This window comes from Streptomyces naganishii JCM 4654, assembly GCF_014650575.1.
GTDB lineage: Bacteria > Actinomycetota > Actinomycetes > Streptomycetales > Streptomycetaceae > Streptomyces > Streptomyces naganishii.
This window is the reverse complement of sequence record NZ_BMVF01000006.1, coordinates 367,181-379,367: the sequence shown is the minus strand read 5'-3', so window position 1 is coordinate 379,367 and position 12,187 is coordinate 367,181. Positions and strand designations below refer to the sequence as shown.

13 protein-coding genes are annotated in these 12,187 nt (G+C 74.2%); 8 read left to right on the top strand and 5 right to left on the bottom strand.

What is annotated here, in order from left to right; all coding sequences use genetic code 11:
• Window positions 1–150: 150 nt before the first annotated feature.
• From IE217_RS13855 to IE217_RS13835, 5 genes are all read right to left on the bottom strand, one after another.
• Window positions 151–519 carry a DUF6479 family protein gene (locus IE217_RS13855; RefSeq protein ID WP_190178128.1) on the bottom strand — a complete coding sequence of 123 codons (369 nt, stop codon included), beginning with the start codon at window positions 517–519 and terminating at the stop codon, window positions 151–153.
• Between the two features lie 152 nt (window positions 520–671).
• A complete protein-coding gene (gene msrB, locus IE217_RS13850) occupies window positions 672–1,079 on the bottom strand; it encodes a peptide-methionine (R)-S-oxide reductase MsrB (protein WP_190178127.1) in 408 nt (135 codons plus the stop codon).
• A gap of 14 nt (window positions 1,080–1,093) precedes the next feature.
• The gene (gene murC, locus IE217_RS13845) at window positions 1,094–2,485 is read right to left on the bottom strand and encodes a UDP-N-acetylmuramate--L-alanine ligase (protein ID WP_190178126.1); all 1,392 of its coding nucleotides are present in this window, start codon (window positions 2,483–2,485) and stop codon (window positions 1,094–1,096) included.
• A gap of 82 nt (window positions 2,486–2,567) precedes the next feature.
• Complete coding sequence (locus tag IE217_RS13840; protein ID WP_190178125.1) at window positions 2,568–3,041, bottom strand: putative universal stress family protein; 474 nt, start codon at window positions 3,039–3,041, stop codon at window positions 2,568–2,570.
• 430 nt (window positions 3,042–3,471) lie between these two features.
• Window positions 3,472–4,299: a pyrimidine reductase family protein gene (locus IE217_RS13835; RefSeq protein WP_190178124.1), complete on the bottom strand. Its 828-nt coding sequence runs from the start codon at window positions 4,297–4,299 to the stop codon at window positions 3,472–3,474.
• Between the two features lie 37 nt (window positions 4,300–4,336).
• Here IE217_RS13835 and zapE point away from each other — a divergent pair, with 37 nt between their 5' ends.
• The 8 genes from zapE to IE217_RS13795 all read left to right on the top strand — a co-directional run bounded on the left by zapE (window position 4,337) and on the right by IE217_RS13795 (window position 12,135).
• Entirely contained in the window at window positions 4,337–5,449 is a 1,113-nt protein-coding gene (gene zapE, locus IE217_RS13830; RefSeq protein ID WP_190178123.1) for a cell division protein ZapE, read from the top strand.
• 153 nt (window positions 5,450–5,602) lie between these two features.
• A complete protein-coding gene (locus IE217_RS13825; protein WP_190178122.1) occupies window positions 5,603–6,568 on the top strand; it encodes a slipin family protein in 966 nt (321 codons plus the stop codon).
• 123 nt (window positions 6,569–6,691) lie between these two features.
• A complete protein-coding gene (locus IE217_RS13820; RefSeq protein WP_190178121.1) occupies window positions 6,692–7,564 on the top strand; it encodes a polysaccharide deacetylase family protein in 873 nt (290 codons plus the stop codon).
• A gap of 19 nt (window positions 7,565–7,583) precedes the next feature.
• Window positions 7,584–7,769: a hypothetical protein gene (locus tag IE217_RS13815; RefSeq protein ID WP_190178120.1), complete on the top strand. Its 186-nt coding sequence runs from the start codon at window positions 7,584–7,586 to the stop codon at window positions 7,767–7,769.
• A gap of 69 nt (window positions 7,770–7,838) precedes the next feature.
• Entirely contained in the window at window positions 7,839–8,576 is a 738-nt protein-coding gene (locus tag IE217_RS13810) for a peptidyl-tRNA hydrolase (protein ID WP_190178221.1), read from the top strand.
• Between the two features lie 310 nt (window positions 8,577–8,886).
• Window positions 8,887–10,143 (top strand): MbnB/TglH/ChrH family RiPP precursor modification enzyme, encoded by a 1,257-nt coding sequence (locus tag IE217_RS13805; protein ID WP_229865278.1) that lies wholly within the window; start codon window positions 8,887–8,889, stop codon window positions 10,141–10,143.
• A 297-nt stretch (window positions 10,144–10,440) separates the two neighbouring features.
• Complete coding sequence (locus IE217_RS13800; protein WP_190178118.1) at window positions 10,441–11,229, top strand: DUF4142 domain-containing protein; 789 nt, start codon at window positions 10,441–10,443, stop codon at window positions 11,227–11,229.
• A gap of 96 nt (window positions 11,230–11,325) precedes the next feature.
• Window positions 11,326–12,135: a TIGR04222 domain-containing membrane protein gene (locus IE217_RS13795; RefSeq protein ID WP_190178117.1), complete on the top strand. Its 810-nt coding sequence runs from the start codon at window positions 11,326–11,328 to the stop codon at window positions 12,133–12,135.
• Window positions 12,136–12,187 lie beyond the last annotated feature (52 nt).

The window sequence follows — 12,187 nt, the reverse complement described above, 5'->3', positions numbered from 1 at the left end:
CAGGGCTTTGGCGGGTGAGCGCGGCGGGCCGCGCCCTTCCGGGCACGGCCCGCCCACCGCACTGCCTCGACGGCGGCCTCCCGCCGCGGCCCTCGGCGAGGGACTCCGGGACTCCCGCAACCCGTGAGTGCCCTGGGCACGCAGAGTGCCCTAGGTGCGCCCCGGGCCTCCGCTGCCGAAGGAGCCGCTGCTGCCGGGGGCCCAGCGGTGCCGGTGCTGGTCCTCGCTGCGCCTGCTGCCGGCGGCGTGCAGCTCGTAGGGCATGAGCCGCTCACCGTCCTCGCAGTGCACCTCGTCCGGCTCCCGCATCTCGCTGATCTCGTGCACGGCCCCCGTCACCGGCAGGCGCGGCTGCTCGGTGTCCTTGGGCCGTTCGGATTCGCGGAGCATCACCCTGATGCCCATCCAGACGGCCCACACCAGGCCGCCCACCACGACGCAGAATCCGATGATGAAGGCGCCGAGGACGGCCCACTGGTGCGAGGACGCGGCCAGTACGGCGTAGGACGCTATGACCATGTTTTCCACCCACCTCCACCGAGGAAAGTGAAGATTGTCCGATGACGCGTTGAACGCCACCCGTGTCACACAGTGTCCCACCCCCGACGCCCACCGCAAAGGGAGGAACCGGGGCGTTCCCGCCCAGTTCCTCCCCGGGTTCCGCTCGGGCCCTACTCGCCGGTGGGTGAAAGCCTCAGCGAGACGCTGTTGATGCAGTACCGCTGATCGGTGGGGGTCGGATACCCCTCACCCTCGAACACATGACCGAGGTGGGATCCGCAGCAGGCGCACCGCACCTCGGTGCGCACCATCCCGTGGGAGCGGTCCTCCACCAGCTCCACCGCATCGGTCTGCTTCGGGTCGTAGAAGGACGGCCACCCGCAGTGGGACTCGAACTTGGTGTCGGAGGTGAACAGCTCCGCACCGCAGGCCCGGCAGGAGTAGACGCCCTCGGTCTTGGTGTCGGTGTACTCACCGGTGAAGGCGGGCTCCGTGGCGGCCTGGCGCAGCACGGCGTACTCGGCGGGGTTCAGCTCCGCGCGCCACTGCTCGTCCGGCTTCTCGACGTCGTACGACATGAGCCCTCAGCCCCTCACTTGTCGCTCAGGCGGTCCAGGATGCGCGGTCCGAGGTCGGTGACGTCGCCCGCGCCCATGGTGAGAACGAGATCGCCGGCCTTCGCCATTCCCGCGACCACGTCCGGCGCCTCCGCCTTGTCGTGGACGGCGGTGACGTCGGCGCCGGCGGCCCGCGCGGCCTCGATGATCAGCTCGCTGGTGACGCCGGGGATCGGGTCCTCGCGGGCCGGGTAGATGTCGAGGACCACGGAGGCGTCCGCGAGGGCCAGCGCCTGGCCCATCTCCTTGCCCAGCTCCTGGGTGCGGGAGAACAGGTGCGGCTGGAAGAGGACCAGGATCCGGCCGTCGTCCGCGGCCGCGCGCATCGCCTCCAGGTCGGCGGTCATCTCGGTGGGGTGGTGGGCGTAGGAGTCGATCACCTGGACGCCGGCCGCCTCGCCCTTGAGCTGGAGGCGCCGCTTGACGCCGGTGTAGGCGGCCAGCGCGGGCGCCAGCTCGGCGGCGGGGATGCCGAGGGCCGCGCCGGCGGCCAGGGCGGCGACGGCGTTGTGGGCGTAGTGGCGGCCGGGCACCGAGACCGTGAAGGTCAGCTCGGCGCCGTCCAGCAGCACGGTGACCTCGCTCCTGAGGCCCTGCGCCACGACCGACAGCACCCGCACGTCGGCGTCCTCGGCCTCGCCGTACGTCACCGTCCGCACCGAGCCGGCCAGCCGCCGGGTCAGCTCCCGCGCGCCCTCGTGGTCGGCGGAGATCACCAGGGTGCCGCCGGGGACGATCCGGCCGGCGAAGGTCTCGAAGGACTCGTAGATCTCTTCCATCGACGCGTAGTTGGCGTGGTGGTCGAGCTCCACGTTGAGGACGATGGCGACCTCGGGGGCGTACTTGTGGAAGCTGCGGTCGGACTCGTCGGCCTCGGCGACGAAGATGTCGCCCTCGCCGTGCAGCGCGTTGGAACCGGGGGCGTCCAGGTCGCCGCCGATGGCGTACGAGGGGTTCAGGCCCAGCTCGGAGAGGGAGACGGCGAGCATCGAGGTGGTGGTCGTCTTGCCGTGGGTGCCGGCCACCGCGATCGGGCGCAGGCCCTCCATCAGCGCGGCGAGCGCGTCGGAGCGGTGCACGACCGGGATGCCCAGCTCGGCGGCGCGCACCAGCTCCGGGTTGTCCGCGCGGATCGCGGAGGAGACGACCACGCAGGTGGCGTCGTCGGCGAGGTGCCCGGCCGCCTGCCCGATGTGCACGGTGGCGCCCAGCGCGCGCAGCGCCCCGGCGGTCGCCGACTCCTTGGCGTCGCTGCCGGCCACCTCGGCGCCGCGTTGCGCGAGGATCTTGGCGATGCCCGACATCCCGGCGCCGCCGATGCCGATGAAGTGCGGTCGGTCCATGGCGGTAGGAAGGCCGGGTGCCATGCGCTTTTCTCCCCAGGTGCTACAGGTGCTACGACGGGCGTACGAGATTGCGCACACCCGCGGCCGGGGGCGCCGCCCAAGCCTATGCCTTGCTGTGGGAGAACAGCTTCAGCACCGGTACGCCGACCTTGTGGCGGGCGCGGGAGGCCCAGTCGCGGTGGAAGAACTCCTCCACGTAGTGCGGGTCGGTCAGGACGATCACCTCGTCGGCGCCGACCTCGGCGACCAGGGTCTTCAGGGCGTCCAGGGGGTGGTCCTCGACCAGCCGCCCCTCTGCCTCGCCGCCGGCCGCGTGCAGCGCCCTGAGGGACACGTCCAGGGCCTTCTCGCCGGCGCTCCTGGCGTCGTCGCCCTCGGGCGTCTCGCCCTCGCGCGCGGCCTCGTCGATCTCCCCGAGCGCGATGTCGTCGATGGCCCGCAGCAGCCGGTCCGCCTGGTCGCCGCGCGGCTGGAGCAGCACGTGGAAGAAGACCTGCTCCTCGCCGTGCAAGGTGGTGACGAACTCCACGTCGGCGGACGTCAGGGCCTTCTCGATCATCAGTACGCTTGTGAACACCAGGCGCCCTTTCTCCTCCGAGGGCCGCGGGCCCTCTCCTAGCCTCGGCGGGCCGTACCAGCCCCTGCGGAAACCATCCTGCCCCGTGATCGCAACGGCTATCGCGGGGATTCAGTGTGCCCCTGCCGCGCCCGCCGGAACGACCGATTCCGCCGACGTCGGGACACTCGGCCCCCACTTCGGGGACGGAAGGCCGCCCGTACCGGGACCTCGTGCCCGCCGGGGGCCCCGGCCGGTCCCGTCACGACCACGCCGGCGACCCCGCTGCCGGTCCCGTCACGACCACACCGCCGGCCCCGTCACGACGACCCCGGGGGGTCCCCCGCACCACGCCGTGACCGGCCCCCACGGCGCGTCTTCTGTCCCCACGCCCGTCACCGGGCCCCCGCGGCGTCGCCGTTCCCCGTGCCACGGCGCCGCCGCCCGCGTCTCACTGACGCCGGTAGCGGCCGAACAGGAAGCCCTCGTCCTCCAGCAGACCGGCGAGCTCGAAGCGTTCCGGGACGGTGATCGAGGGGCCGCCGGCGATGCGCTGGGCGTCGCCGGCGGTGAGCATGGGCGAGAGGGTCAGGCACAGCTCGTCGAGCACGCCCGAGGCGACCATCTGGCCGAGCAGGCGCGGCCCGCCCTCGGTGAGCAGCCGGGTGTGGCCGAGCTCCGCCAGGGCCCGCACCGCGCGCGGCGGGTCGATGCCCATGCCGTCGCCGGCGACCACGACCCGCGCGCCCGCCTTCTCCGCGGCGGCCACACGGTCCGGGGCCGCCGCCGCGCCGGTGAGGATCAGCGTGGGCACCAGCGGCGAGGTGAACAGCGGCAGCGAGAAGTCCAGCTCCAGGCTCGCGGTGACCACCGCGATCGCGGGGGCCGGCCCCTGCCCGGCCGCCGCGCGCAGCGCCGCGAACTCCTCCCGCGCCCGGGCCGGCCGGTAGCCCTCCTGCCGTACGGTCTCGGCGCCGACCACGACCACGTCCGCCAGCGCCCGCAGCGTGCCGAAGACGCGCATGTCGGTGGCGCTGGAGATGGGCTGCGAGCGGCCCTCGTGCTGGGCGGCGCCGTCCAGCGTGGCCACCATGTTGGCGCGCAGCCACGGCTGCCGGCCGCCCGGCCCGCGCTCGGGATAGGCGTAGGCGGCGGCCAGCTCGGCGAGGGTCCACTCCCGGTCCACGTGGGCGCCGGGCACGCTCGCCGCACCGGCCCCGTGCGTCCCGCCCGGGGCCTGGGCTGCTGTTTCGTCGGTCACAGGGAACAGGCGTCGCATGCCGTGCAGTGTTCCACGCCGCTTACCATGGGGAACCGTGTCCTCCTCCACAGCCGCCTCCGGGCTCGGCCCCCTGACCGCCGCCGCACCGCTGTCCCTGTGCGAGCGCGAGCCCCACGTCCCGGCGGACCGGCTGGTCGCCGAGATGGTGCCGCCGCCCCGCTTCGACGCGGTGCGCTTCGCGACCTACATACCGGACCCCGGGCAGCCCAGCCAGACCGAGGCCGTCGGCGTCCTGGAGGACTTCGCCGCCGGACTCGGCGGGGCGCACGCGGCGGGCGGCGCCAAGCGGGGCCTGTTCGGCTTCGGCAAGGGCAGGAGCCGGGCCGCCAAGGCGCCCGCGGGCCCCCGCGGGGTCTACCTCGACGGCGGTTACGGCGTCGGCAAGACCCACCTGCTCGCCTCCCTGTGGCACGCGACCCCGGCCGAGCCCGCGCTGAAGGCCTTCGGCACTTTCGTGGAGCTGACCAACCTGGTCGGCGCCCTGGGCTTCCAGAAGACCGTCGAGACCCTCTCCGGCCACCGCCTGCTGTGCATCGACGAGTTCGAGCTGGACGACCCGGGCGACACCGTGCTCGTCTCGACCCTGCTGGGCCGGCTGGTCGACAACGGCGTGGCGCTCGCCGCCACCTCCAACACGCTGCCGGGCAAGCTCGGCGAGGGCCGCTTCGCGGCCGCCGACTTCCTGCGCGAGATCCAGGGCCTGTCCGCCCACTTCCGCACCCTGCGCATCGACGGCGAGGACTACCGCCACCGCGGCCTGCCCGAGGCGCCGGCGCCGTACTCCGACGAGCAGGTGACGAAGGCGGCGTACGCGACGAGCGACGCCTCGCTGGACGACTTCCCGCACCTGCTGGAGCACCTGGCCAAGGTGCACCCCAGCCGGTACGGCGCGCTGACCGACGGCCTCGCGGCCGTCTGCCTCACCGGGGTGCGGCCGGTGCCGGACCAGTCGACCGCGCTGCGGCTCGTCGTCCTCGCGGACCGGCTCTACGACCGTGAGGTGCCGGTGCTCGCCTCCGGTCTGCCCTTCGACCGGCTGTTCAGCGAGGAGATGCTGAACGGCGGCTACCGCAAGAAGTACTTCCGCGCGATATCCCGCCTCACCGCGCTCGCCCGGGACGCCAAGGGGCTCGTCGAGAGCCGCTGACGCCCACCTCGCCTCCTTCGCCACGGCACGAGGATCGGCCAACCGTCCTCGCGTTCATCGCCCTGTAGCGAGGCTCGCCCCCTTTCCCGCCCCGGGCCTATGGTTGAAGCAGGCGCATACGGGCGCACGGGCGGCTGACTGAGGGGTCGCGTCATGGTGCAGGAAGTGGTGGGCGCTCTGATCGGCGTGGGCTGCGCGGGGTTCGTGTACCTCGCCGCGGCGGTGCGGATCGTCAAACAGTACGAGCGCGGTGTGGTCTTCCGGCTCGGGCGGCTGGCCGGGGAGGTGCGCGCACCCGGCATGGCGGTGATCGTCCCGTTCGTGGACCGGCTCTACAAGGTCAACATGCAGATCGTCACGCTGCCGATCCCGGCCCAGGAGGGCATCACGCGGGACAACGTGACGGTGCGCGTGGACGCGGTGGTCTACTTCAAGGTGGTCGACGCGGCGAACGCGGTCATCGCGGTCGAGGACTACCGCTTCGCCGTCTCCCAGATGGCCCAGACGTCGCTGCGCTCGATCATCGGCAAGAGCGACCTGGACGACCTGCTGTCCAACCGGGAGAAGCTCAACCAGGGCCTGGAGCTGATGATCGACAGTCCGGCCATCGGGTGGGGCGTCCAGATCGACCGCGTGGAGATCAAGGACGTCTCGCTGCCGGACGCGATGAAGCGCTCCATGGCCCGGCAGGCGGAGGCCGACCGGGACCGGCGGGCCCGCATCATCAACGCCGACGCGGAGTTCCAGGCCTCCAGGAAGCTGGCGGAGGCGGCGCAGCAGATGGAGCACACGCCCGCCGCGCTCCAGCTGCGGCTGCTCCAGACCGTGACGGCGGTCGCCGCGGAGAAGAACTCGACGCTGGTGCTGCCGTTCCCGGTGGAGCTGCTGCGGTTCCTGGAGAAGGCCCAGCAGGCACCGCCGGGGCCGCCGCCCGCGGCCGGTGCCCCGGAGCGAGCCCCGGAGCAGGCGGCGACGCCCGCCGTGGAGGACTTCGGGGAGTCGGCGACGCCCGCCGTGGAGGTTCCGGAGGAGTCCGAGGACGCCTCCGCGCTCACCCCGGTGAGGGCGGCGGCGGACGCGGTCTCGGCCCGGCCCGGCGTGCCCGCCGTGGAGGAATGAGGGGCGACCGGCCACCAGCCGGCGCGCCACCGGCCCCCGGCCGGGTGCGCCACCGCCCCCGGCCGGGTGATCGCACGGCCGTGCCGCCGTTCATATGACCGGAGCGCGGCCTACGTTCATCCGGTGATCAGACTTGTCAGACGCTTCACGGCCGCCTGCGCCCTGGGCACAGCCCTCGCCGGCCTCGCCGCCTGCGGCACCGCCCAGGCCCCCCGCGCCGGGCACCCGGCCCCCTCCAAGACCGCCGTCTCGACCGCCACCGCCAGTGCCGCCCCGTCCCGGCCGCCGACCCTCACCGCCGGCCCCGGCGGTCTGACCCCCGTGTTCAGCAACGGGCCGCGGACCAAGGGCAAGACGGTCGCCTTCACCTTCGACGCCGACATGACCGCGGACCAGGGGCCGCGCGCGGAGGCGGGCGAGCACTTCGACAACCCGGCGCTCATCGCCACCCTGCGCGCGATGAAGGTGCCGGCAACCATCTTCATGACCGGCAGGTGGGCCGACCAGTACCCGGCCGAGGCCCGCTCCATCGGCACCGACCCGCTGTTCGAGCTCGCCAACCACTCCTACAGCCACTACGCCTTCACCGGCGACTGCTACGGCCTGCCCACCGTCTCCGCCGACCGCATGCGCTCGGACGTGGAGCGCGCGTACACGGCGTTCCGCAAGGCGGGCGTGCCGCACGCGATGCCGTACTTCCGCTTCCCCGGCGGCTGCTACGACAAGCAGGCGCTGCGGGCGCTCGGCGGGCTCGGGGTCACCGCGGTGCAGTGGGACGTGGTGAGCGGCGACGCGTTCGCCACCGACGCGGACGCCGTGGCCCGGCAGGTGCTGGACGGGGTGAAGCCCGGCTCGGTCGTCGTCATGCACTGCACGCGCAGCGCCGCGCCGACCACGGAGCGGGTGGTGCGGCAGGTCGTGCCGCGGCTGCGCGCCAAGGGCTACCGCTTCGTCAAGGTGTCCGACCTGATCGGCGCCACGACCGGCCGCTCCTGACCGGCCTACCCTGGGAGCCATGAGCGACGACGACGGCGACTACTGCCTGATCGACACCGCCAGGCCTCCCAAAGCCGACGGCCCGCCGTACGCGGAGTGCGTGCTGTGCCGGGAGCCGACGGAGTACCCGGAGTCGTACAAGGGGATCACCCTGTGCCCGGTCTGCGAGTGGCAGGAGGCCCAGCGCACGGCCTGCTCGGGCTGAGGAGCTGAGGAGGGGCGGGCTCGGGCAGGGACGCGTGCTGTCCGGGGCGGTGTGCGGGCGTTTGACAGACTGAGGGGCGTGAGCACCGACGAGAGCACCACGTACACCGCCCCCGAGGACAGCCCCTTCCGACCGCGCGACGAGGCCCGCGACCAGGCGCGGCAGTTCGTGCTGCCGCTGGTGGTGCGCATCGAGCGGGCCGCGCCCCCGGCCCGTACGGACGCGCTGGAGACGGCGGCCCGGGCGGTGCTGGTGCTGCTCGGCGACGAGCGGTCGCTCGGCGACGGCGAGTGGGCGCGGGCCGTGCGCGACTGGCAGGACGCCCGGATCCGCAAGGTGGTGCGGCGGGCACGCGGCGCCGAGTGGCGGCGGGCGGAGGCGCTGCCGGGCATCACGGTCACCGGCCGGGCGGCCGAGGTACGGGTCTTCCCGCCGGTCGCCGTGGACGACTGGCCCAAGGACCTGGCCAGGCTCCAGGTGTCCGGCACCGACCTCGACGACCCCGAGCCGCCCGCCCAGGCCGGCCCCGGCCTCCCGGTGCTGTGGATGAACCCCGAGGTCGCGATGTCGGCCGGCAAGGCCATGGCCCAGGCCGGACACGGCGCCCAGCTCGCCTGGTGGGAGCTGTCGGACGCGGACCGCGCCGCCTGGCGCGAGGCGGGCTTCCCGCTCGCCGTGCGCACCGCCTCGCCCGGCCACTGGCGTGAACTGGTGCGCAGCGGGCTGCCGTTGGTCCGCGACGCCGGCTTCACCGAGATCGCCCCCGGCTCCTGCACGGTGGTCGCCGACCATCCGGCGCTGCGGTGAGGGGCGCTCGGCGGCGGTAGGGCCGGAGAGCCGGGACCGGGGCGGCCCAGGACCGTGCCAGGACCGGCGGCGAACCTCAAATGTTGCTCTGAAGCCGGGGCCCGCGGGGTTCGGGGCCGGGCGCCGGGGCCATACCCCCGTCACGCCACGCACGGCGCGAGAGGGGGGCGAGGAGACGATGCCGGGACCGGGAGAGCGAGAGCGGCGAGAGCGGCGGCGACAGGGACCGGGGCAGCCGGCACAGCGACCGGGGCAGCGGCTGGGGACGGGGATCGGCTGGCGGCCGGAGATCGCGGACGCCGTGGAGCGCATGCCCGGGATCGACTGGGTCGAGGTCGTCGCCGAGAACGTGTGCCCCGGACACCTCCCCGAGTCGCTGCTGCGCCTGCGCGCACGCGGGGTGACCGTGGTCCCGCACGGAGTCTCGCTCGGCCTCGGCGGGGCCGAGCGGCCCGACGAGGGCCGGCTGACCGCGCTCGCCGAGCGGGCCGGGGCACTCGGTTCGCCGCTCGTCACCGAGCACATCGCGTTCGTCAGGGCGGGCGGCGCGCTGACCGCCTCCCCGCGACTGGAGGCCGGGCACCTGCTGCCGGTGCCTCGCACCCGGGACGCCCTCGACGTGCTGTGCGAGAACGTGCGCATCGCCCAGGACGCGCTGCCCGTGCCGCTCGCCGTGGAGAACATCGCCGCGCTGCTGTCGTGGCCGGGCGAGGAGATGACCGAGGGGCAGTTCCTGTACGAGCTCGCCGACCGCACCGGTGTACGCCTGCTGATCGACGTGGCCAACCTGCACACCAACCACGTCAACCGGGGCGAGGACCCCGCCGCCGCCCTGGCAGAGCTGCCGCTGGAGGCCATCGCGTACGTCCATGTGGCGGGCGGCTTCGAGCGGGACGGGGTATGGCACGACAGCCACGCCCACCCGGTCCCGCAACCGGTCCTCGGCATCCTGACCGACCTCGCCTCCCGCGTGACCCCACCCGGGGTACTCCTGGAGCGCGACGACCACTTCCCGGAACCGGCCGAGCTGGATCGGGAGTTGGGCCGCATCCGGGACGCGGTCGAAACGGGCCGCGTGACGCGCGCCCGGCAGGCGGACCGCCCGCGGACCACCTCCGAGCCCGCCGCCCGGCGGGCGGCCGGCACCACCGAGCCTGCGCGGCAGCGTCTCGCGCTCGCGCAGACCGCGCTGCTGTCGGCACTCGTCGCCGGGACGCCCGTGCCGGAAGGGTTCGACCGGGCGCGGCTGGGGGTGCAGGCGCGGGCTCTGGCGGCGAAGCGGGCCGACGTCGTGGCCAAGGTGGCGCCGGAGCTGCCGGTGATCCTCGGGAGGGGCTACCGGGCCGCGTTCCTCGCCTACGCGCAGTCCCGGCCGATGAGCGGCGGCCACCGGCGCGACGCCCTGGACTTCGCGGCGTCCCTGCTGCTCGCCGGGGCCCCGGAGGACGCGGCGGCTCGGCGCGAGCTGCGCGAGTGGTGGCTGGACCGCTCGGGCCCCGCCCCGAGGCCCCGGCACCGGGCGACCCGGGCCGCCCACGCGGCCCGGCGGGTACTGCTGCGCCGCTGACGCCCGCGCGACGCCGCCCCTGGGCCGCCGATGTGCCCCGTTCAACACGCGGCGGACGGCGACGGGGCGGCATGTCCTGGTTTCCGAGGATTTCCGCCGCACGACCGCATGTCGAGAGCGCCCGTTTACATACGTTACGTGCACTTTGCGGGACCGAAAGGCGGGCCGACGACCTTCGTCTCCCCCGAAGTAGCCGAAGTAACATGCCAACTCCCCCATCCCGAAACGCATCCCATAACGCACGCAGAAACGCACCCAGAAACGCACTGACGTGCGGTGCCGCGACAGGAGGCACCCTTGCGACCGCGACCCCCCGTCAAGGGCCGAGGCATCCTCAGCGGGACCGGCATCATCCTCGCCGTCCTGACGGGGACCGTCGTGGCCCTGCTCATCCCGATCTGGTCCGCCGTGCACCGGCCGGCCCAGGGCGCGGACCTGCTGAGCGCCCGCGCCGTGGCGACCCCGTACGGGCCGCTGTCCGAACTGGACCGCGACTTCGTCACGAAGGTCCGGCTCGCCGGGCTGTGGGAACTGCCCGCCGGACAGCAGGCGGAGGAGAAGGGCACCACCGACGCCGTACGCACGGCCGGACAGCACCTCGTCCAGGGGTACGCCTTCCTCGACCAGCGGGTCCGCGACGTGGCCGCCAAGCTCGGGCTGGACCTGCCCAACGACCCGAGCGCCCAGCAGAAGCGGTGGCTCGCCACCCTGAACGCGGCGCGGGGCGAGGACTACGACCGCGAGTTCGCCAACATCCTGCGCCTCGCGCACGCGAAGACCTTCACCGTGGCCGCCGAGGTGCGCGCGAGCACCCAGAACTCGCTCGTGCGCGCGCTGGCCGACGACGCCGGCACCACCGCGCTGGACCACATCAGGGCCCTGGAGGCGACCGGGTTCGTCGACTTCGCCGCCCTGGCCCGCGACCTCGCCGCGAGCGGCGGCCCGGCGGCCACCGACTCCCCCGCCGCGACCGGGCCGATGGCCGGCCCCGGCCAGGTGGTGCCGGTGGCCCCGTCCGCCTCGCCGGCGTACCCGCTGCCGCCCGCCGAGTCCAGCCCGCCCCCGCAGACGTCGCGGACGCCCTGACCACGGCGCAGGACGGAACGTCACATACCGGCCACACAACGTCCGCGATGTGAAAAGGGCATGGTGTTTCTCAGGCCGTCGGCATAGAAAAACGTCATGTTCTGGGTCCTTCTCCTGCTGCTGGCCTGGGCCGTCGCCGGCGCCGCCTGCACGCGGCTGTGCCTGGCCGCCGTACGCGCGGCGGCCGCCGAGCCGAAAGACGCGGCGGCGCTGCGCGGACACGATCTGACGCTCTACGAGGCCGCGTTCCTCTCGGGCGGTCCCGCGCGGGTCGCCGACGTCACCCTCGTCTCCATGGCGCGCCAGCGGCGTCTGCTGCTGGCGCACACCGGCTGGGCCACGGTCGTCGACCCGCGCGGACGGGACGAGATGGAGCGGTCCGTCATAGGGGCGATCGGCCCGGAGGGCCAGTCCCGGATCGCTCCGGTGCGGGCGGCGACCGCCGCCGCGGACGCGGTGCGCGGCCTCGCCGACCGGCTGGTCAGCGCCGGGCTCGCGGTGCCGGACGGCACGGGTTCGACGGTCGCGGCCGGGGTCCGCCAGGTGCGCGCCGCCGCGCTCGTGGTGCCGGCACTGGGCGCGACCGCGCTGCTGCTGCCCGGCCCGACCGGCATGCCCCGTGACCTCGTCGCCCTGTGGTTCACGCTGCCGCTCGCGCTCACCCTGAGCTGCCTGGCGATAGCCCGCGTCGAGATCCCGCCCCACGCGCGCTGGGCCTCCCCGGCCGGGCAGCGGCTGCTGACCGCGCTGACCCGGCGGGCCGGCGGCAAGGGCACCGGCGGCGAAGGAGGCGGCGACGGCGACCGTACGTACCTGGCCTCCGTCGCCGTACGCGGCATCCGCGCGATCGGCGAGCCGGAACTGCGCGCCGCCTTCGCGCACCGCGACCAGCCCTGGCGCGACTGACCGGCGCCGCCGCACGGCATACGGGCCCCCGGCCGTGCGCCCGCACGCGCCG